Source organism: Parachryseolinea silvisoli (genome assembly GCF_021190955.1).
GTDB lineage: Bacteria > Bacteroidota > Bacteroidia > Cytophagales > Cyclobacteriaceae > Ohtaekwangia > Ohtaekwangia silvisoli.
The window spans coordinates 130,162-152,326 of sequence record NZ_JAIOAO010000001.1 but is presented as its reverse complement, the minus strand read 5'-3'; the positions used below and the strand labels follow the sequence as shown (position 1 = coordinate 152,326).

Genomic DNA, 22,165 nt, shown 5'->3' with positions numbered 1-22,165 from the left:
TAAGCGCGAGGAGACCCTTGCATTGGCAATGTCCCTGCTGAAATCAAGATTCTTCATGTATGGCATACCAAGGGTTAATTGATTGTGATTGATGATTCAAAATTCGTCAAAAACACCCCCTGATTGCCACCGAAAGATCGGTGAAACCATACATTGGTAGCTTTGTTTACTGATTGGCAACTAGCCCCCTGCGATGAAAACGAGTTGTGATTACTGTTTTCGTTGAAGCGTAGATTTTTGGACCAGGCCGATGAAATCCTTTATAAGTGCATTGGGAACGGTAACAGAAAGGTGGTACTGCTCGATCTTCCACCCTGCCTTTGTTTTATGAAGCATGCCGGAACCGCGGCACACACCCATCCAGGTTGTTAAAAGTTCGGAAAACCATACATAGCTTCCGTCGGCTGTTACGTGCACATCGCGATCGTACGGAATAAATTCCCACGCCCGGCCCAGATCGAAGTATGGCCTGGCGAATTTTATAAACTCGGTTTTGGTCCACCGTTCGGTAGCGTCCGTACCGATGTAGATGCTGTTTTCGCTCATGCTGCCGAAGAATGCGTCGGCGCGGGCTTCGGTAGCCGCGCAATGCCATTGATCCAGAAACGCATGAATGTCGGCATGCTCGCCTTGTGCCAGCAGGCGGGGCGTTGCAAACAACACTGTCAACGCTAAAAGGATCGTATGGCGGGGCATGGCGTTAAATCTCGTACAGTTTCAGAAAGTCCAGTACTTCCTGGCGCACGTTGCGTTCATTCTTGTCGTCGTAGGTAGCCGTGGCAATGGACTTGAACAGGTCGCTTACCACGGATGCGCGGAAGCCGAGCTGCTCGGCATAGATGGTCGCTACTTCCAGCTCCACATCTTCCACTACTTCGTCGAGGTAGATCATGTATACCAGGTGATAAATGGCTTCCAGCTTAGACACTTTGTCGCCGGGGTCTGCGAATTGCAGGTGCGTGAGATCGATGTTGGCCTTGGTCAGGTCCTCCGGGTTCAGGTGCAGCTGAAAGCCCCATTTGAGCAGGCAGCGGAGAAAGCGGCTCTCAATCTTGGACTGTCCGAGGAACAGCGCCAGGATATTGAAATAGCTATTCTTTACCGATAAAAGGTGTTCTCGATCAAGATATTGGATTTTCATAGGGGTCTTTAAGGGTTTCCCGCCAGGTGCGAGGTTTGAAAGATCGTAAAAAACGTTTGTTGTGAAGTATGCGGGCCGGGATTTTTCTTTAAAAATCCATGCCTTGTCGCTCAGAGACTGCAGTGTTTACGGATCAGGGTCCGGAGGGCAGGGTCGTCCAGCTTCCGGGCAGGACGCAGATCATCGCACAGGGTAGGCCAATGGCCGCCGGCCTGGCCGGCTTCTACCAGCAGCCTATAGGGATCGGATCGCATGGGGCGGAGGTAGCTGGCCCAGTTGCAGTCGTTGCGTACCTCGTCGTATTTTTTCAACCGCAGGTGTGTACGGGCGCGGGCTTCGAAAATGTTGTAATAAATGTCAGGCGCGTCCGCGGGATCCATGGCGAACATAAATGCCTCGCCGTACACTTCACTGAGGTTCTCCTTGAACAGCCGCTTGCCGAGGTCGAGGTATTGCAGGGCCTGTTCCGGTTCTTCCAGCTTCTCCAGGTGGATCATGCCGATGCGGTAGACCAGCTCGAGGTTGCGCGGTTGTTGATTGTGCAAGTGCTTTAACGCTTGAAGCGACTCCCGGAAGTTGCCCAGGTAATATTGGCATAAGGCCAGGCGCTCGAGGGTTTGAAACTCGACGGGATTCTGATGGTTCTTCAGTACGAGGTAGTATGACACGGCCGCGGCGAAGTCCTGCTTTTCATATTCGGCCTCAGCCAGTTTATCCAGCGCACCCGTGAGGCTGTCGTGGGCAAACAGAAAGCGATAATCGAAGGGGTCTTTGTCTTTCAGCACACGTACCAACGCAAAGGCCTCGTTAAACTTGCCGGTGGCGAAGAGGGTGTTGACCTTCTGGAGCTGAACGCTGTTCTCACGCCACCGCGCCAGCCGCTTTTGTTCCATGAAGTAATATGCCGTGTGGACCACGGCGAAGCAGAAGCCGGCAATGACAATAAAGACCAGGAAGGCCAGGCCTTGTATGCGGAAGTATTCCTTGCCAAGGGTATATTCTTTCTGACGGGCCTGCTGCCACTGACGATAGCGGCGCATGTTACGGTCGCGAAGCGTCTCGGCGTGTGGTAGCGGAACCGGGTCGTAGAAGCGGTGATCATAGCGTGCTTTTTTGAGCGGGTCGGAGAGTACGTGGTAGGCTTCGTTGATCTGCTTGAAGATCTCCTCCGCATTTTTATCACCCGCGTTCCGGTCGGGGTGGTACTGCATGGCCAGACGCTTATAGGCCATCCGGATTTCGGTGGCGTCGGCGGACACACTTACACCTAGTACTTCGTAGTAATTGGCCATTGCATACAGTCGGGTGCTCTACTTCCTATAACGGATTTTGAGGGTGTTTTTGACGTGGAGGAAAGCGTTTTTTTTGAGTTTTTTAGGGGAAGAGGCCTGTATCGGGGCTAAAAAAAGAAACCCCGGCGTTACGGCCGGGGTTTCACTGGGATATTGAATGCGATCGCTTAGATCTTAGCAAGCTCTTGAACGAGGTCGATCAGCTTGTTTGAATAACCCCACTCGTTGTCGTACCACGATACAACTTTTACGAAGTTGTCATTCAGGGCGATACCGGCTTTGGCATCGAAGATAGACGTGCGTGCGTCACCCAGGAAGTCTTGTGAAACAACATCGTCTTCGGTGTAACCGAGGATGCCTTTCAGCTCGCCTTCAGACGCTTCTTTCATCGCAGTTTTGATTTGCTCGTAAGAAGCGGGTTTTTCGAGGCGTACAACCAGATCGACAACCGATACGTCGGCTACCGGCACGCGGAACGACATACCGGTCAGTTTACCTTTCAGCTCAGGGATTACCAGCGATACAGCTTTAGCAGCACCTGTAGAAGAAGGGATGATGTTTTGGTACGCGCCACGACCACCTCTCCAGTCTTTTGCAGACGGGCCGTCGACAGTCTTCTGCGTAGCCGTAACAGCGTGCACAGTGGTCATCAGACCCTCGACAATACCGAATTTATCGTTGAGGACTTTGGCCAGCGGTGCCAGACAGTTGGTTGTACACGAAGCGTTCGATACGATCGTGTGCTGGGCAGTGAGTTTTTTATGGTTAACACCCATAACGAAGGTCGGGGTGTCGTCTTTTGCAGGAGCAGAGAAAACAACTTTCTTAGCACCGGCGGCGATGTGCTTTTGGCCATCAGCTTGGGTGAGGAACAGACCAGTAGATTCGATTACGATTTCAGCACCGATCTCAGACCACTTCAGGTTGGAAGGATCTTTCTCCGCTGTAACACGGATTTTCTTTCCGTTTACCACGAGGTTGCCATCTTTTACTTCTACCGTGCCGTCGAATTTGCCGTGGGTAGAATCATACTTCAGCATGTACGCCATGTAGTCTGGCTCCACGAGGTCGTTGATGCCAACGATCTCAATATCCTTACGATTAATAGCAGCTCTGAAAGCCAGGCGACCAATACGGCCGAAACCGTTAATACCTACTTTAGTCATTGTTCTGTTGTTTTGTTAAAATTTCGGAAGCCAAAAATAAAAGACCTGTTACCGAAAACCTATGAAATAAAATTGTGTTTTACATTTTTTTTTGTGCACCGGTTTGCAAATCAAAATCACAACCCTATCTTTGCACACCTTTTGAGAGAAACCCCAAAAGGCCACACACAAAACACTACCCAATACGGTCCGTTCGTCTAGGGGTTAGGACACCAGATTTTCATTCTGGTAACACGGGTTCGATTCCCGTACGGACTACAAAAAACAGAGCGAGTGTGAGAGCGGAAGCGAACATACTCGCTCTGTTTTTTTCTTCGCTCTCACACTGACACTCACGCTAATATCTTGCAGTAGGTCCATCCTAAGGCCTGAGTTAAAAAAAGCTCAGGTTTTTTTGTGTCTGTACCTTTCGACCACTCCGAAAGTAGCAGTGCGTTTCAGTTTGTTATGTCAGGTTTTTACTTCTGTTCCGTCAGGTATATAAGGATATTGATGCGGGTATAGTTCCTGTAACGAAAGTATATTCACGAAGCCATTCGTGACGACAAGCAAGCATTGTTTGCGTGTGGAGGTTGGGTGGGAGAGACGTAGTGCTATCGATTGCAGTACCGTATTTTAGATGAGCGAGAACATTGCAACTAAATACACCCGATAGTTTAGCGATATCGGATATGGATCCAACTATTGTTCCACGCCATTTACGATGGTAGAGACCTCCCGTATGCTGCCATCGTCATTATAATAGATGATGGTACCGTTCCCCTCGCGTAACGTACCGGCGTTTCGACGTTCGCCTTTCTCCGTGAAGTTGGAAACTACCTCCCAGGAAAGGCCATTTTTGTTTACCTCTTCGATCCAAAGTTGTCCATTCGGGTAAAAATATTTCCTGATACCGTCAAACTTGTCGTCTTTAAAGTTCACTTCTTCCATCACCTTACCGTCCTCATAATACTCGCGCGCGATGCCATCGCGAACGCCATGTCGGATGGTTATTGTTTTTTTTATTTTCCCATCCGGATAAAAATGATGTTCTACATATTCACGTGCGCTTCCTAGAAATTCCTTTTCATCCAGAATTTCTCCATGAATACCATATTCACGCAAAATGCCCTTCAAGCTGTCATTTTCATATGTTTGTAGCGACGCCAGTGTGCCACGTAGTGTATACAGCCGCCACGCACCGTTAAGCCGGTTGTTTTTATATTGCTGCTCCCAGATTTTGTAACGGTGTTGATGATTGAGGCTATCAATTACATACACATTAAACTGTCCCTCCTTTTTACCATTTTTCCAGGTGCCTTCAAAACACAACAAAAAACGACCTGAAATCTTTATGAGCCTGGCATTGTCATCATCAATATCGCGTAAAGTCGTAGTTGCCTCAATATAGGATATCGCTTTCCCATCTTTTTCGGCAACAGTTTTCCCGTTCCTCCGGGTGGTGTTTAAATCTTTAAAGGCTCCATCGTTTGAGGTTATAAGCGATTTAGCAGTATACCGAGGTTGTTGTGCTGTAACCGATGTGGTGATGAGCGCGAGCAAAATTGCTCCTCCTCTGATTGTATTGTTCATTCGTCAGTTCCTAAATAGGTGTGCGCAAATTAGCGGGCAAAGTTGAAATTTGGTGCCCCTGGTTTCAGAGAAATAAATTAATTGTATTGATTTTTTCAATCGGCCCTGCTGAATGTGGCTCGATGCAAAAAAATGGTAAACAATTTGGTCGGACAATAGCAACGGGCAGTCAACTTTAAGATCTTATCGGTGAGTCCATCTTTCGGCCTCAGTGGAGGGTGACGAGCCTCTGAAAAAAGAAAAAGAGGATGCCTGAGCAGCCTCTTTTCTTTTGCGGTTATTGCGTGCGTTATAACGTGTAGTTCGGAATGAACGCCAGGGAGTTGTACTGGTTTTCATTGTTTTCGCCTAACGTAGTCACATAGGTAACAGTAGCGGAAGCAATATTGATCTTCACGAAGTAGGTCTTCTTAAATTCCGCACTATACAATGTGCCATACACCTCGCCTGTCGGGCTTTTCGCCATCGTTCTCAAATAAATGTAGTCCCCGGAAAAATCGTCAGAAAAACCTGCCAGGCTCATTGTCACCGATTCGCCCACAAACACACCTGCGTTTGTTACCCGGTCAATGATCACTTCACCTTCGTTGGCGTTCTCGCCGTTGGCAATCTGGAATTCGCCAGCAGTGGCATCGTAGAGCATACCCAGGGCACAGCAAATATCGGCTTCTGCGGTTTTTGTAGAGCGGCCGCCGTCGGTGCCAAATTTCACTACGCCATTTCCGTCTCCATTGAAATCACCAATGGCAATCAGGCTATCGTCCGCGGCAACAGCCCAGTTCACGACGGCGTCCCAAACTTCTGCACCGTTCGCACCGTCGTTCTCGTTGATTCGCGTAGCGGCTTTCGTCGATGGGTTGATCGTGTACAGGTATCCACCCTTATCGGTGTTGAGGCTGGCATAATACAGGCCTTTTTTATAATGGTAAACAAATCCTCTTACACCGGTAAGGGCTGCGTCGGCGTACATTGGCGTAAACGATTCTGTCAATGCACCGGTGGTCGTATTTACAGCGAAAAATTTGCCATTCGCGCGATGGCTGGTGACCAGTGTCATTTTGTCCGTTACGCTTACCTGCACCGCGATGTTTGTACTGGCAACAAATTCGGCTACACCACTTTCAGCGACCGTGGGGGCTGGTGAAGATCCTGTCCAATCGATGTCAAAATCATCTGTCGTCAAATCCGTCGTGCCATTGTTCAGTTTCACGAGCACGTGGACGTCCTTTCCGATGTTGGTAGGTACGGTAGTGCTGTAATTTGCTCCATTGTCTATGGAGTACAGCAGACGCAAATCGCCACCCATGGTGTACGCATCGCCATCGATGTCCGTTGTCGGAATGTTAAAGGTAGGCTTGTCGTCATCGCTGCAGGACGAAAAATTAAATGCTGCGGTGGCAAGAGCTGCAAAAAAGAGGAGTCTGGTTTTTTTCATAAAATAAATTGTTAGTAGTCTTTCCGTTAAAGTGTCTTATAGATGTTTACAGATTTTTCTAAAATGGGTTGATTCGACGCGCTGGTGAAATCCTCTGAAGGTACTGAAATACGTTGGATTACTTTTTTGTTACCTCCTTTTGTAACGTGTCATCTATACGTTTGCATGGAGCCCCTACAACAACCAGTATTAAAAAAGATTAGGATTGGGCACATCGGTACGGCGAAGCGCAATTGCGCATATGCTTCGTGGGCAAAGAGAAAAGGTTACCGAAGCGGAAACGTTGTTCATTCGAATCCCCCCGACAGAAGTAACCACCAGCGAATTGAAAACACTACACTGAACACTTTATTTTTCTTATCCCTTGCAATGCAAGTGACCTTCTTGGTCGATCTAATTGTCTTTCTTAGTTCTCTGTGTCGTAAAACAGTTTGATCGGATATTTTTTTAATCGAGAGCTTGTAGTATGTGATTGTAGGTTGTCGAAGATAACTTCGAATCTATCAAAATTGTTTTCGTATATCCCCCCATGCCACCCGAAACGGAAATTTGCTCTCCTGTAATCCACGCGGCATCATCGGAAGCAAGAAATACGGTAGCCTTCGCAATATCTTCGGGCTGACCTCTACGACCAAGCGGTGTATTGCTAATAAACGTTCAAGCGTTCGCATGTTGGTGGACTTTTTTGTTGTGTTCTAAAAAAAAATGAGTACATTATTATTGCCCGTTCCTTACCATGCGGACTAATACTCGTTCCGTTGTCCCACTGTTGTTTGTATAGGTCGCTAACGTTCATTCTAAGCACTATTCGTGTAGCGTACCGCTTCCTTTGAGAATTTTTAAAAAGTGTAAAAAATGGATCAGATATTGTTCTTTTTTGAGAAGCTATTTGATAGTTCTGATTGGCCGCCGCGTTGGCATTGTGGGCGTTGGACTGAATTTCACGGCTGGCTTTATCTTATAAGCGACCTGTTGATTTGGTCTGCCTATTTCTCAATTCCATTAGTAATCATCAAGTACATCACACGAAAGAATGATACCCAGTTTTTGAAATTGTACATTTTGTTTGCAGCGTTCATATTAGCCTGCGGCGCTACACATTTCTTAGATGCAGTAGCCTTTTGGCAACCCTATTATCGTCTCAGTGCCCTGGTACGGTTTATAACGGCGCTGTTAAGTTGGACGACAGTCTATTACTTAATAAAATTTCTCCCCATCGCATTCTCTTTGCGTTCACAGAATGAGCTACAAATTGAAATAACACGAAGAATGAAAGTAGAGGAGGAAATGAGGAACCTAAATGTTATGCTGGAACAGCTTGTTGATGCGCGAACATTAGAGTTGCAGAAAAGCCTTAAAATGATTTCCGATTACAAATACGCGCTGGATGAATCATCCATCGTAACGATTACCGATCAACAAGGGACAATCAAATACGCAAATGAGAATTTTTGCAAAATAGCAAAATACAATAGTGGAGAGTTGGTAGGACAGAATCACCGCATTATTAATTCGGGGCATCACTCAGCGGAGTTCATAAGAGGTCTTTGGGTAACGATTTCGGAGGGAAAAATATGGAGAGGTGATTTTAAGAATAAAGCAAAGGATGGTACGATTTATTGGGTAGATACAACCATCATTCCGTTTCTGAATGATGAACGGAAGCCGTATCAGCACATCGCCATCCAGTCGGATATTACGGGGCGCGAAACAGGAGTGGAAGCGCTCCGGCGAAGCGAGATGCGCTTTCGAAAGATATTTGATTCGAAGATAATCGGGTTCCTGTTTTGTGATTCAAAAGGGAATATTATTGAAGCGAATGATTTTTTTCTTGACATGATTGGCTATACAAGAGAGGACCTTGCGGAAGGCCGCGTGCATTGGGTAAATATGACACCTCCGGAATATGCTTATCTTGATCAAATTGCATTGAAACAAATTGAGTTGACCGGTACGTCTCAGCCGTTTGAAAAGGAATATATACGAAAAGATGGAAGCCGAATCCCCGTGCTCCTTTGTGCGGCGTCGATCGATGGTAATAATACAGACAAAAGCGTCGCCTATATCATGGATATTACCGAGCGGAAAAAAGCGGAAGAAGAAATATACCGTTTAAATGAAACGCTTGAAATGAAGGTGAAAGACCGTACCATCCAGCTGGAGTTTGCAAACAAAGAGTTGGAAGCATTTTCGTATTCCGTTGCGCACGATCTGCGGGCACCCCTCCGGGCTATTCATGGGTACACAAATATTCTGTTGTCAGAGTATTCAAAAGACTTTGATGAAGAAGGGAAAGAAATGATGAATTCTGTTTTGAACAACTCAAAAAAAATGGGGCAGCTTATTGATGCGTTACTGGACTTTTCAAAAATGGGCAAGAAAGAACTTCAGGCAAGCTTCGTTGACATGACTCAGATCGCAGGTGCAGCGCTCCAGGAGTTGAAAAACTCGTTACTATCGGTTACAGCTAAAATTACAGTTCACCCGTTATTGCCCGTGCGGGCTGACGAAAACCTGATCCGCCAGGTGTTTTTAAACTTACTCTCCAATGCAATAAAATACTCTGGATTGACAGCCAATCCTGAAATTGAGATCAATTCCTATTATGAAGAAACAGAAGTTGTTTATTGCATTAAAGATAATGGTGTTGGGTTCGATATGAAATATTCCGACAAGCTCTTTGGCGTGTTTGAACGCTTGCACAAGGGTGCTGAGTTTGAGGGTACCGGTGTGGGACTCGCGCTCGTCAAACGAATTATCGCGCGGCATGGCGGCAGGGTCTGGGCCAACGCTGAAATGGGGAAAGGAGCGACATTTTATTTCTCATTACATAAATCCATGTAGGAAAAATCTAAGCAATATGACGGAGTCTGTAGCAGAAATTTTATTGGTTGAAGACAACGAAGATGATGCCAGGCTGGCGATCCGGGCATTAAGAAACCAAAGTTTCGCCAATAAATTGCTCCATCTCAACGACGGCGTTGAAGCTCTTGACTTTCTCTTTGCGACTGGCACTTTTGAGGGCCGCAATGTCCTGCACACGCCCAAAGTTGTGTTGCTGGATTTAAAGATGCCCAGAATAAACGGATTGGAAGTACTGGAGCGAATAAAATCAGACGAACGAACGAAGATTATTCCGGTTGTTATACTAACGTCGTCTTCGGAGGACCCTGATATACGAAGAGCCTATGAATTGGGCGCTAATAGCTATATTGTTAAGCCCGTTGAATTTGATAATTTCGTGAAAGCAATATCAGAGTTAGGCCTATACTGGATGCTCTTGAATAAATAACAGGTTGTTCGTGATCGAACTTATCAAAAATCCGTAAAGCGGACAGCAGCAGCTTTTCGATCATTATTTGGGAAGCTCAACTGCGAAGATGTAAGCGCCAATCCATAAAATACACTTCTTGTTTGATCTGTAGCCGGCTGCTGTATTTATAGGATAGTTGCAGAAACTATATGCAAAAGCTGGATTAGCGCGATGTACAAATCAATTGTGTGATATGGACAGTTATCCAGGCAACGACAAGTAGTTGCCTGGATAACAGAATACACTTCTTTCCTGTAAATAAAAGTAGCAAAGCCGCGGTACTTTTCCGTTATTCCATAACACAATCAAAAGAGGACAGGAAGTGTTGTTTTGCGAGAAAAGCCCTCAAGTATCCTGTAATATCAACACTTAAAAAACATTGTTAATTAAACGGATCCGTATATGCCGCGAAGCACAAATAAATTTATCAATACTATTGACGAGTGTTTAACCAACGGCGTCAGGAGCGGAATATTCCAGGTAGCTACTGAAGATGGGAGCTTGAATGGAAGGCAGGTGACTATTGCGGGAAGGCAGGTGGTGAACTTCGGATCGTGCAGCTACCTGGGCCTGGAAATGGATGACCGGCTGAAGCAAGGGGCCATTGATGCGACCCTTCGCTATGGCACACAATATTCTTCTTCGCGTGCTTATTCGTCCTGTCACCTCTATGAGGAATTGGAGTCGCTGTTCTACAAAATCTTTAATAATAACACCGCTATACTGGCGGCCACAACAACACTTGCCCACGTGGCGGCAATTCCTATTCTTGTGCAAAATGACGATCTTGTTATTCTGGATCACCAGGTGCATGGTAGTGTTCAACTCGCGGCGCAGCTTGCCAAAGCCCAGGGAACCCGGGTAGAGATGATCAAGCACAACCGCATGGATATGCTGGAGTCCCTGATCGCAGAAAACCCTAATAAATATAATCGCATCTGGTACATGGCGGATGGGCTTTATTCCATGTATGGAGATTTTGCGCCCCTGAAGGACATTGTGTACCTCATGGAAAAGTATCACAATTTTCATTTATACATCGACGACGCACACGGCATGAGTTGGAAGGGAAACAACGGCAACGGCTACGTGCTCAGCGAAATTCCACTGCATCCGAAAATGGTACTAACGACTTCGCTGGCTAAGGGGTTTGGAACCGGGGGCGGTATTACCGTCATGTCAGACAAAGAGATGATGCGCAAGATCCTGACGTGTGGAAGCTCGTACACCTTTTCCGGTCCGGTACAGCCTCCCATGCTGGGCGCTTCTGTGGCCAGCGCTAAAATTCACTTAACTGAAGAAATCTACACGCTTCAAAACAGGTTGAAGCATAAAATAGACCTAACCAAAGCTACTATCGATCAATATGATCTTCCGTTGGTATTTCCTTCCGATTCACCCATTTTTTATCTTGCCCTCGGTCTTCCCCGCACCGGCTATAACATGGTAAAACGGTTGCTGAAAGAGGGCTACTTTACCAACATAGGTATTTTCCCTGGCGTGCCTGTTAATTGTACCGGACTGCGGTTGCCGATTACCAACGGACATACGGACGAGGATATTAAAAATTTACTGGAGATATTTCACTACCATTTTCCAAAGGTCCTCGAAGAAGAGGGCATTACGGTGGATAAGCTAAGTACCAGCTTCAAAACGCCGCTCACGCAAACTAAAAAGCATTTCACCAGCGCGCCATCGGTCGATAAACAAGATACATTTCATGTTCAGCATGAGACAACGATCAAAAAGGTGGATCCGGAAGTATGGAACAAATTGTTGGGCGAATGTAATTATGATTGGGAAGGTTGCCGCTTTATGGAAGAAACATTCCGTAACAATGAAGAGGCTGAAAATAACTGGCAGCTGCATTACCTCATCATCAAAGACTTGTCTGACAAGGTAGTCCTGGCTACTCTCTTTACCGAATTAATCTGCAAAGATGATATGATCGCCCCATCGTCAGTGTCAGAGCAGGTCGAAGAGGTACGAAAAAAAGACAAGTATTATCTTACGTCAAAGGTAATTATGATGGGATCACTGATCACCGAGGGAGATCATTTGTTTCTGGATCGTAGTCACCCCTTGTGGAAGACGGCGTTACTGGAAATGCTCCGCATCATGAATGAGGTGAAACAGCGATCGGGCGCCAGCATGCTTCAACTCCGGGATTTATATAGCAAGGACAGTGAAATGGCCGATTTTTTAATTCAGGAAGGTTTTATTAAAGTAGAAATGCCGGAGACACATAGTGTACCTGATTTAAACACATGGCACACTGAAGAGGAATTCATGAAGCGACTATCCGGCCCTAATCGCTGGCACTTCCGAAGAAAAATTCTGGATAACAAGCATTTCTTTAACGTCACCGTGTTGGCAGGCGAGCAAAAGCAACAGGAAGGCCGGATCGACGAATGGTACGGCTTATATTCAAACGTCAAAGGTAAAAGCCTTGCTATTAATACGTATGGATTACCCCGTAGATATTTTGAAAATATCGCCCGTCATCCGTCGTGGGAAGTTATCCAGTTGAAATTAAAACCCGAATACGCCGCGAACGAGCCGGTCGTCGCGTTAGGATTCTGTTATCGGTCGGCACAGAATAACTATGCCATTGTTTTGGTAGGATTAAACTATGAGTACGTTGTTAGTCACGGTAGCTACCGGCAGACATTATACCAGTCGATTTTGCGGGCAAATGCATTGGCGTGCGGCCGTCACTACATGGGCATGGATGCCGCCATAGAGAAACAACGTTTTGGTGTAGATGTTGTTTCTAAAAGTGTTTACATTCAGGCTGACGATAATTTTAACCTGGAATTATTAGCAACCGTGTATTCTAAAAAATAAAGGTATGGAACGGCATAACCTCAAAGAGTATAAAACGACGTCTTTTTGGATGAACGGCGTAGATGAGGAGATCATCTTCTGGAATTATGCGCCGGCGCTGGAAATGGATATCACGATCGCCCGGGAGTTAGTTCGGGATCGCCTGGCATACACCCATGGGAGATCCGTATATGCCCTGATAGACGTGACCAATTTAAAGACGACTACGAAAGAAGCGCGCGATTTTATGAATAGTAAAGACGGTGGTCTGAAGGGGCTTTTAGGGGGAGCTTTCCTATCCAATAACGTAGTGGCAACACTTCTGGTGAATCTTTATCTGAAAGTGAACACTCCTGCTATTCCTGCCCGGTTCTTTACCAATAGGCAAGATGCTTTGAATTGGTTGCTTAAAATAAAAATGGAAAACGCTGTGCTTAAATAACGCTACAGAAATGCGCGAGGGATTTCAGTAGGTGTCGTCGGTGGCAGGACTGACTGAAGTAGAGGATCAAAAACGAATACTTTTAATGCTACGGTAAATGGCAAAGATGAAGGATGATGCTCAGACTGGAACCATAGCTGTTGATATCCAGTTGCTGCAGAAAGTATTGGAATTAAGCGAGGCGATGGCGAATGGGGATTTTTCAAAACGCATTGTTATTGATTTTGACGATAGTCCGTTGGCGAAAATTGCGGCCCACCTCAATGAGTGGGCGGACCAGGTACAGTTGAACAGTGTAGAAAAGACGCACGAGCAAACCGTCAATAGTTTCATCGAAGTGATCAGCTCGTTTGCCAACCATGATTTCACACAAAAACTTTCGATATCAGAAAACGGCACCGTCATGGACGCCATTGCTACCGGTATAAATATCCTGGGCGAAGAATTACAGCAAACTACTGCCTCAAAACTGGAACTGGAAACTGAGCGGAACAAGCTTAATGAGGCACAATCCATTGCCAAGGTGGGTAGCTGGGAGCTGGATGGTTCGTTATTGACGTTAAAAGCGTCTCATGAGGCGTACCGGATTTTGGGCTTAACCAAAAATGATACCGCTAACCTGTTTGACGCATTCAGAAAGAAGGTACATAAGGATTACTTGCCGAAGCTCAACCACCTGATCCGGTCCGCTATTGAAAAAAAGGAGGATTTTGTGTTAGAGATGAAGATCGTTCAGGATGACCAAAGCGTAAAAGATGTTCTTTGCATTGGCGAAGCGCTCGCGGACGAAACTAACGCTGTCGTTAATTTGAAGGGAACAATTCAGGACATTTCAGAACGTAAGCAGATCGAGCAATCCCTACAGGAAGCGAAGGAGTTTGCCGAAGAGGCAAACAACTCCAAAAGTAAGTTTCTGGCAAACATGAGTCACGAAATACGCACGCCGCTGAATGGCATACTGGGGCTCACACAAATTATGCTGGGAGAGCAAATTTCCGATGAGCATCGCGGCTACCTGGAAGTTGTTCATGAATCCGGCAAGAGCCTGGCGCGCTTAGTGAACGACATTCTCGATCTGAGCAAGATTGAAAACAAGAAGCTTCAGTTAGAGAGCATCACGTTTGATTTTCATAAAACAATTTCTGCCACTGTTAATTCGTATAAATTTCTTGCCGATCAAAAGGGACTTACACTATCCTGTCACATCGATCCGTTAATTCCGGCAGAAGTAATCGGAGACCCTACACGCGTATCACAGGTACTGACAAACCTGATTAGCAATGCCATCAAATTTACGGAGGAAGGAAGTATAGATATCCGATTGGCACTTCATGCGCGCAAATCGGCGGAATTAGTCATCCACGGTACGGTTACCGACACCGGCTTCGGCATACCGAAGGAAAAATTGGACCTGATCTTCCAGAGCTTCACCCAGGCAGATGATAGCATCACGCGGAAGTATGGCGGCACCGGGCTTGGGCTAAGTATCGTGAAGAACCTGCTGGCGCAGATGAAAGGAAGTGTTTCCGTGGAGAGTCCGGCAGACCCGGTACGGAATACAGGTTCAATATTCCGTTTTTCATTAACCTTGAATGTGCCCGGTAGATTGCCAAGTGAAACGCAAACGACAAATACTCAAAAGAAATTAGCCTTTAAAAACCCGGTCACGATCCTGGTGGTAGATGATAATCCGATGAATTTATTAGTGGCAAAGAAGATGTTAAAAAAATTCGGTGCCGAGGTTACGATCACCCAAAGCGGATTCGACGCAATCGATTTGGTTAAAAGAACGCAATTCAATCTGGTACTCATGGATATCCAAATGCCGGGGATCAACGGATATGAAACAACGGCCGAAATGCGCAGACTGAATTTCACGATGCCCATACTTGCCCTATCGGCCAACGGCTATGAAGATGACATACGACAAAGTCTGGCTTCGGGAATGAACTATCACATCACAAAACCCTATACGGAACAGCATTTTTTTGAAACCGTAAATAAGTATATCGAGAGCGATGCCACGTGATTTTTTAACAACAGCACGGCAACCCGCGGTCTACAGAAAACAGAGCGAGTGTAAGCGCTAACAGATTCGTTCTGTTTTTTGTAGCGCCCGCACTCGCCCTTAGACCTGCTCTCAATGAAACCTAATTCTTACAGAAGGATAACCAATCTTCAATATTACCATGCTGGTTCTCTCCATTGGTAAGTTTCAATTCAACCGAAAAGATGACCGTGTATGCACATTTGTCTAAAGTGCTAACCGGTACCAGGGCAGGGTTGTGTAATTCTGTAGCCGTTCCAAAGGTTTCGGGTACCGAGTTTACCGGAGAAATATTTTGAATCGAGTACGGTCCCCCGGGCCCATAGAGCGTAAGGCTTACGGCTCCCATGTTGGGATTGGCGGCCGTATAGTTTACGTGAAGCGCGTCCGTGATCGGTGTACATCCGGTACCTCCGCCGCCACCGATCATTTCCTGAATATCAATACACGCGACACCTCGCTCATTTGAGGTTTGGGGCATCCATGAGCCAAACTGCGGAACGTTTTGATAAATAGTGTTGAACATTGCTACCGGGTTGGAAACCCCCGCCGTTACTTCAGAAGCGGCGTTGCCTACCGCACGTTTTCTCATACGTATTTTGAAAAAACGATTTTGCTGAAGAGCAGCAAGGGTAGTGGTAGATTGCCCCTGAACGAGTCCAGCCATATTTACTATTCCACCATTCAGCGTATCGGTATTCAGGCTCAGCAATTCGCCATTAATGTTGGGCGCAAAATTGGAAGCCTGGGGTACTGCTATCCAGCCACTGCCATCGACACCTCCGCTCACATTACCCACTTTGTATGGCGTAATGCTGATAGGATTCATCGGGTCGCCGGTAAACGTGAAGAATGTCCCGATTTCCGCTTCACACATTTGAGATGCCGTTACTTTTTTCCATACACCGATTTCCGGTCCGCCGGGGCCGTTCGTCTCGATGGTATCGAAGCTATATTCCATCGCAGCGCCATTTAATTTTTGGGTGAGGCTACCGCGCAATTTAATACAGCTGAAAAAAGCCTGCCCGGCCGGAGTTTTTCCAGTGGCCAGTGCAATCACATTGGGGTTTCCGCTGGCTACGAGCTCGTTGATGAAGTGATTTCCATTATTACCGATCTTGGTAAAGGAAGCCGGAATACCGGTGGGCGGAACAATTATTTCTTTCAGACAAAGCTCTACACAGAGACAATAACCAACATTTTTTCGACGGTTAGCAGAAGTCTCACCCTGTATTGCTGAGCCGTTGTATTCGTACTTGAAATACACATCCGGCCCGCTTTGGAATGTGAACGGATTACCCTTGTCCGTTTCCACATTTATCCAGGGCGACAAGAACGTTTGTTTGAAATCACGCGACGTATAATCAATTCTGAAGTGCCCGTTAACGTCTGTGACAGCGCTGCCCAGGTTGTCATCCGTTAAGAAGTCCGCGTCCCAGGCGGTTACTTTAACGCCGGGTATAGGCGTCTTTGTACCGCATACATACATGTGCCCGCAAATTACCCAGGCGTCAAAATAGTGACCACGAATATGACACCACCATTTTGCTGCGATACAATACCTCCATTGGAAATAGTAATTATCCGTTTCTCTTTCGAGCCGCCATTGCGCAAAGATCGTAGTAAGATGAAACTGCAGCGGCTCTTTTATGGATTTCTTGTTGCCAGGTACCTGTCCACACACAAAATCAATATCAAAGGATGTGGTCTTGCCATATTTTTCATCCAGGGTAAATTGATAATCTCCATTTTCATCGGTCTTTGTGGTCGCAATCAGCAAACTTTTTCTGGCTGCTTTTTCTTCCTTTTCTACCAGGTGAAATGTTTCTTTCGTGTCGGCAACGGTGGTTTCTACTATCCTTTCTTTTTGCCAGGGCAGATAGAGCAATACTTCCACGCCGGCTAACGATTCTGAACAATCGTCACACAAATGACCACAAAGGTGTCCTTTAATGATGTACTTCATAAAATTTAGAGGGTTTGTTTTTGACTACTTTTTTTTGGTAAACAAAAAAAGCCCATCATGACAGCTCGTTTTGCGACTGCCATGATGGGCTTTAATTAGAATGAAATTATAAGCATTGTACGGAATGCCTGGATTTTAGTTTCATTCTTTAAGAATACAAGACCCTGCGCGGGCATCCCTGATTTTTACAAATCAGCAATTCCCTGATAAGACGCTACCGCTCAAAAAGGTATTTTACATGCGTATCGTCACGGGATAAAACCGCTTCATGTTAAAATAACCCCCAAACGACAGTAATGATCCGGAAATTTCTCACGGCCACAGGTTGCATCTTCTTCCTCACGTCAGCTGTTGCCCAGGAGCCCCAGTCATCGGATACACTAAAGCTTGACAAGCTGCTGGATTTATCTTTCGAAGACCTCATGAACGTGACCGTTGTCACGCCCACCCGTAATAGTCAGAAACAGGAACAGGCGCCGGCTACTGTATTAGTGATCACAAAAGATCTTATCGAACTGAGAGGCTACCGGAACCTCGCAGAGGTGCTCAACGATCTGCCCGACTTTTTGGTAAAAGATAAGTCCGACCCGCAGTTTTACAACCCCGTGGGCATACGGGGCATTTCCAGACAGGATTATTTTACGATTTTGATAGACGGAGTACGAATTTCGTCCCCTACGAACGAGCCGCTCCCAGTTCTTGAAAACTATCCTATCTACCTGGCGAAACAAATCGAAGTAGTGTACGGACCCGGGTCGGCTCTGTATGGAGCGGATGCTATGGGGGGTGTTATCAATATCATTACACGGAAGGCCGGTGAAGAAAATGAGCTGACGGCAACGGCCATAGGCGGAACACAGGGTTATAGCAACACTTCTTTAGTTCTTAACAGAAATTTGAAGAACGGCCTGAAGTTTTGCATAGCCGGACTGTATTCGTATGATGCCCAGCCTGATTTTTCGAAAAGCTATCCGGATTATTTTCGTATGGGCTCACACGAGACTGGCGTATTCAACACCGCGTTGGGCCCAATGACTCCCCGCCCTGGTACGGTGAATCCTGAGTTCGCGGCTCCCCTGAAGGCCTACAATGTGTATTCATCCATCGAAAAGGGTGGTTTTTCCCTGATGCTCCTGCATCACTATGTGGCTGTGCCCACGTCAACAACGCTCAGCCCGGACGACGCGGTGTTTAACCGTAACGTTTTTTACGGCCATGGCGTGACCACGGCAAGTGCGAACTATACGACTGAAACCGGCGATTTAAAGTCTGTCAGCACACTCACCGCCAGCTTTTATGAAGTAAACCCCAAATCGAACTTCCGTAATCTTTATGGGGGGATGGAGCATGGCTATAAGTATAGCACCGGCTCCATGCAAAAAATTGAGCAGCAACTTATTTATGCTTTTTCTGAAAAAATCGGTCTTACGGGGGGTGCGACGTATGAGATTTTTCAGTCTCTTCCTAAAACACCGGAGCTACAGTATCCGGTAAACCGAAGCCGGGCAAGAAGCGGTGTTCTGCTTAATTCCGTTTATGACGGTAATCCCGGCATTGAGGCCAAATTCTTTCCACTTATATATACCAATGTGGGGTCGTATGTCCAGCTTCAGTATAATCCGGTAAAGAAGATGTCCTTTACCCTCGGCGGCCGGTATGATTACAATTCAAGATTCGGCGCAACGGTTAACCCACGCATTGGAGCGGTTTTTCAACCGTTTCAAAAAACGACAATCAAGGTGCTCTATGGCACTGCCTATTTGGCGCCATCGCCGATGGTGACATATGAATCCTATGGGTCGTTTTATTCTACCGATTCGGGGGCCACATACCGCTCCAGGCACTGGCATCTGCCCAACCCAAATCTAAAGCCAATCACTTCGCATACCGTGGAGGTAAGTGTAAATCAAAAAATCGGTAAAGATGTTAGTATCACACTTACGGCATACAATACAACGATCCGTAACATCATTCAGAATGTTGCCGACGAGGGAAATACCAATTTATACGGCAACAAATTTTTGGGCTGGGAGGTGGACTACATTGAAGTTCCCATGAACAAAAGCTCACAACATAATTATGGCGGAAACCTGCGGGTCAACGCTACCTTTACTGTCGGCCGGACCAGGCTGATGGCCTATTCGTCGTTAAGTTATCTGGAAGGGGTGGAGTCGAACCTTGCGTCCTCCGCAAATGACGTAGAGCAGCCGGCCATCACTCCGTGGCAGTACAGATTGGGCATAGACGGAAAGTATAAGCTGGTTAATTTTTCTGTCCGTCTGTTACAGTCCGGCCGCCAGCGCATGAATCAACTCCGTCCTCAGGATGAGGAAAAGCGGGAAACTGCGGCTGGGTATTCGTTGGTAAATATATCGGCAGGATATACGCATAAGGGGTACGTCACAATTTTTATGAGTATCCAAAATGCTTTGAACCAACGGTATGTCGCTACACTGCCCCGGGATTTGGACGCGGAGGGAAGTTTTCAAAACCTCCTTCGCGCAACGATTGGTGTTCGGGCGAAGCTTGAGTGACAAAACGCACGAGTTCTTTCATGGAGGCTACAGGAGGATCGCCAGCTTCAGCAATCCTTCGCTGGCTTCAAGTCCCGCAGCTTTCAGCACAGCTTTCCGGAGCTTGAAGCGAAGCCTGTCGTCTTCGACGATGAAGCTGATGCAGGCCCCGTGTTTGATCAGATCGTCTTCTGATACGATCAGTACGTTTTTTCCGGCGACCGCCAGTTTCAGATCGGTTATAGCGCCGGAGTTAGATGCAGGCAGGTATACAATACGACAGGCTGCAGCTTCTTCGAGCGTGCTCATGGCGCGAATCTCGATCTCGCGACCGCCCACCTTTTTTCCTTTCAACGTGTTCTGCAGCGCATCCAGGATGTCGGTTTCCCCCGCGACACCAATCACGAAGGTGGTAGCGGTGCCGGGCCATTTGATATATTTCGCAAAATTAAAAATATAAGCCGCCTGCAACTCGCCGTAGGAAGACGTCTGCCCGCTGGCATTCACGCTGCCGACCAGGAGTATAAACGAAGAAATATATTTTAATCTGCGACGCATGCACGGGAAGTGTCTACAGTTGCGGCATCTCACATAAATGCCAGTAGTGATTTAGGATGGACACGGCACTGATAAATCCCTCGAACGACAATGGTTTCAGAATATAGCCGGCCACGTTCAGGTCATACGCCGCGATCTTATCGCTCTCTTCATTGGACGTGGTCATTACAAAAACGCTGACGGATCTGAGCTCGGAGATTTTTCGCAACTCACGGAGAAATTCGATGCCTCCCATCTTTGGCATGTTGATGTCGAGCAGGATCACCCTGGGCGAGGGGATGATCATCGACGGGTTTTTACCTTGTAGCGCGTCCAGTGCTTCGATGCCATTCCGGGTGATAAAAAGCGGGTTGTTGATGTTGTTTTTTCTGAACGCGCGCTGGACGTTCATGATGTCCACCTCGTCGTCTTCTACAAGGAGTATGTTCACTAGGCTTGTCATATCGTAATGGTTAAAGGGGGTCATGATCGAACTTTTTTTAGGTGCGCTGCGGGCCACGTAAAGCTGAAGGCGGCCCCCTTGTTCTCTTCTGACTGTACGGTTACGGTGCCGCCCATGTCCTCGACACTTTTTTTTATAATAGACAGACCGACGCCGGTACCCTCCACCGTGTCGCGCGATTGAAGGGTCTGAAAGATCTCGAATACTTTTTGATGATACGCGGGCGCGATTCCTACGCCGTTGTCTTCCACGGTAAAGCGGTAAAAGCCAGGGATCTTCGACGAAGAGATGCTGATGCGGCCCTGCTCTTTGTCGTTGTATTTGATCGCGTTCGAAAGAAGATTAATAAAGACCTGCTGCAGGAGATATTTCTTGGTGTTCAACACGGGCATCCCTTTTTGAATGGTGACCTGCACATGCGCCGGCGGGTTCAGGAGGTCAATGGTGTCTTTGAGCATCGCATGAACGTCTACCGGTTCCGTTGGTACGTTGATCCTGCCGATCTTGGAATACTGCAGCAGTCCATTGATAAGCGCCTCCAGCCGGAATACGCGCCCGCGTAGAATCTGCATGTTTTTTTTGGATTCTTCCGACATCGACTCGCGCATGTCTTCTTCGATCCATTCGGATAATTTGAAGATTGCCCGAAGCGGCGCCTTGAGGTCATGCGAGACGACGTAGCTGAACTGGTTCAGCTCGTCATTTTGCTTTTTGAGTTGCTCGGAATGGCGGACCAGGTCCTTTCTCGAGTGCTCCAACCGTTCGAGCATGGCGTTGAACGCGCGCCCCAGTTTGCCCACTTCGTCGTTACTGTTTACCGTTACGCGCACATTTTCGGCGCCACTGGAGATGGTTTTTACCGTGGCATCCAGTTCAAGGATGTTGCCGCTGATCATGTTGCTGACGGCAAAGGAGAAGACGACACCAGAGATGAAAAGCCCCAGACTGAAATAGAGGGTGGTACGTTTTAACCGACCGATGGTATTCCGCAATTGAGTCAATGAATACCCGATCGTTAGCATCCCGAAGGTACTCTTTTGATAGAGAATCTTTGTTTTGTAGAAAAGCGTGCCGTTGATTTCCACCGGCTTCTCGCGGAGAGGAATTTTCGACACGTCGATCTTTTCGGTTCCGGGCGCGCTGAAAGAAGCGATGCTGTTCCCGGTAGTATCAAGCACCGTAATGTAGACGATGGCACTGTCTTGATGAGCCCATTCGAGGGCTTCGGAGACGGCGACAAAATCGGTTTCTCCCATGCCGATGCCGACGCCGATCGCGAACATATTAATCACACTTTGGATTTTCGAATCGATAGCCTTCATAGCGGCCCGTTCCTGCTGGTGAGGATAGTAGCTATATATAAACAACGACACCATGGCAATCAGCATCGTTTGCCCCAGGATGATCTTGGTCCGTATGGAGAGGTTGTTGAGCATTTTCCGTCCGTGTAGT

General features: G+C 46.9%; 17 protein-coding genes and 1 tRNA gene. 7 read left to right on the top strand and 11 right to left on the bottom strand.

Features of this window, described 5'->3' with window-relative positions; translation table 11 throughout:
- Positions 1 to 210: 210 nt before the first annotated feature.
- From K7P01_RS00675 to gap, 4 genes are all read right to left on the bottom strand, one after another.
- Complete coding sequence (locus K7P01_RS00675) at positions 211 to 696, bottom strand: nuclear transport factor 2 family protein (protein ID WP_267288783.1); 486 nt, start codon at positions 694 to 696, stop codon at positions 211 to 213.
- 4 nt (positions 697 to 700) lie between these two features.
- Positions 701 to 1,141: a hypothetical protein gene (locus K7P01_RS00670; RefSeq protein WP_267288781.1), complete on the bottom strand. Its 441-nt coding sequence runs from the start codon at positions 1,139 to 1,141 to the stop codon at positions 701 to 703.
- A gap of 110 nt (positions 1,142 to 1,251) precedes the next feature.
- The gene (locus K7P01_RS31985) at positions 1,252 to 2,433 is read right to left on the bottom strand and encodes a tetratricopeptide repeat protein (protein ID WP_317987596.1); all 1,182 of its coding nucleotides are present in this window, start codon (positions 2,431 to 2,433) and stop codon (positions 1,252 to 1,254) included.
- A 167-nt stretch (positions 2,434 to 2,600) separates the two neighbouring features.
- Entirely contained in the window at positions 2,601 to 3,599 is a 999-nt protein-coding gene (gene gap, locus K7P01_RS00660) for a type I glyceraldehyde-3-phosphate dehydrogenase (RefSeq protein ID WP_267288779.1), read from the bottom strand.
- Positions 3,600 to 3,785: 186 nt separating this feature from the next.
- On the opposite strand from gap, the gene K7P01_RS00655 reads away from it, so the two are divergent.
- Positions 3,786 to 3,857: transfer RNA gene (locus K7P01_RS00655), tRNA-Glu, on the top strand.
- 423 nt (positions 3,858 to 4,280) lie between these two features.
- On the opposite strand, the gene K7P01_RS00650 is transcribed toward K7P01_RS00655, so the two are convergent.
- From K7P01_RS00650 to K7P01_RS00640, 3 genes are all read right to left on the bottom strand, one after another.
- Positions 4,281 to 5,171, bottom strand: a complete 891-nt coding sequence (locus tag K7P01_RS00650) for a toxin-antitoxin system YwqK family antitoxin (RefSeq protein WP_267288777.1) — start codon at positions 5,169 to 5,171, stop codon at positions 4,281 to 4,283.
- A gap of 289 nt (positions 5,172 to 5,460) precedes the next feature.
- Positions 5,461 to 6,606: a hypothetical protein gene (locus K7P01_RS00645; protein WP_267288775.1), complete on the bottom strand. Its 1,146-nt coding sequence runs from the start codon at positions 6,604 to 6,606 to the stop codon at positions 5,461 to 5,463.
- 447 nt (positions 6,607 to 7,053) lie between these two features.
- Positions 7,054 to 7,257: an SDR family oxidoreductase gene (locus K7P01_RS00640; RefSeq protein WP_317987608.1), complete on the bottom strand. Its 204-nt coding sequence runs from the start codon at positions 7,255 to 7,257 to the stop codon at positions 7,054 to 7,056.
- A 204-nt stretch (positions 7,258 to 7,461) separates the two neighbouring features.
- On the opposite strand from K7P01_RS00640, the gene K7P01_RS00635 reads away from it, so the two are divergent.
- From K7P01_RS00635 to K7P01_RS00615, 5 genes are all read left to right on the top strand, one after another.
- Positions 7,462 to 9,450 (top strand): PAS domain S-box protein, encoded by a 1,989-nt coding sequence (locus K7P01_RS00635; RefSeq protein ID WP_267288773.1) that lies wholly within the window; start codon positions 7,462 to 7,464, stop codon positions 9,448 to 9,450.
- 16 nt (positions 9,451 to 9,466) lie between these two features.
- A complete protein-coding gene (locus K7P01_RS00630) occupies positions 9,467 to 9,898 on the top strand; it encodes a response regulator (RefSeq protein WP_267288771.1) in 432 nt (143 codons plus the stop codon).
- Positions 9,899 to 10,321: 423 nt separating this feature from the next.
- Positions 10,322 to 12,766, top strand: coding sequence for an aminotransferase class I/II-fold pyridoxal phosphate-dependent enzyme (locus tag K7P01_RS00625; protein ID WP_267288769.1), 2,445 nt, complete (start codon positions 10,322 to 10,324; stop codon positions 12,764 to 12,766).
- A 4-nt stretch (positions 12,767 to 12,770) separates the two neighbouring features.
- Positions 12,771 to 13,187, top strand: a complete 417-nt coding sequence (locus tag K7P01_RS00620; RefSeq protein ID WP_267288767.1) for a DUF7793 family protein — start codon at positions 12,771 to 12,773, stop codon at positions 13,185 to 13,187.
- Between the two features lie 97 nt (positions 13,188 to 13,284).
- The gene (locus K7P01_RS00615) at positions 13,285 to 15,216 is read left to right on the top strand and encodes a PAS domain-containing hybrid sensor histidine kinase/response regulator (protein ID WP_267288765.1); all 1,932 of its coding nucleotides are present in this window, start codon (positions 13,285 to 13,287) and stop codon (positions 15,214 to 15,216) included.
- Between the two features lie 121 nt (positions 15,217 to 15,337).
- Here K7P01_RS00615 and K7P01_RS00610 read toward each other — a convergent pair whose 3' ends face one another.
- Positions 15,338 to 17,200 (bottom strand): transthyretin-like family protein, encoded by a 1,863-nt coding sequence (locus K7P01_RS00610; RefSeq protein ID WP_267288763.1) that lies wholly within the window; start codon positions 17,198 to 17,200, stop codon positions 15,338 to 15,340.
- Positions 17,201 to 17,496: 296 nt separating this feature from the next.
- Between K7P01_RS00610 and K7P01_RS00605 the strand changes: the two genes are divergently transcribed.
- Positions 17,497 to 19,734 (top strand): TonB-dependent receptor plug domain-containing protein, encoded by a 2,238-nt coding sequence (locus K7P01_RS00605; RefSeq protein ID WP_317987595.1) that lies wholly within the window; start codon positions 17,497 to 17,499, stop codon positions 19,732 to 19,734.
- Between the two features lie 27 nt (positions 19,735 to 19,761).
- On the opposite strand, the gene K7P01_RS00600 is transcribed toward K7P01_RS00605, so the two are convergent.
- The 3 genes from K7P01_RS00600 to K7P01_RS00590 are packed head-to-tail and all read right to left on the bottom strand — an operon-like array spanning position 19,762 to position 22,149.
- A complete protein-coding gene (locus K7P01_RS00600; RefSeq protein WP_267288761.1) occupies positions 19,762 to 20,271 on the bottom strand; it encodes a YfiR family protein in 510 nt (169 codons plus the stop codon).
- A 13-nt stretch (positions 20,272 to 20,284) separates the two neighbouring features.
- Positions 20,285 to 20,713, bottom strand: a complete 429-nt coding sequence (locus K7P01_RS00595) for a response regulator (protein WP_267288759.1) — start codon at positions 20,711 to 20,713, stop codon at positions 20,285 to 20,287.
- Positions 20,714 to 20,733: 20 nt separating this feature from the next.
- A complete protein-coding gene (locus K7P01_RS00590; protein ID WP_267288757.1) occupies positions 20,734 to 22,149 on the bottom strand; it encodes an ATP-binding protein in 1,416 nt (471 codons plus the stop codon).
- Positions 22,150 to 22,165 lie beyond the last annotated feature (16 nt).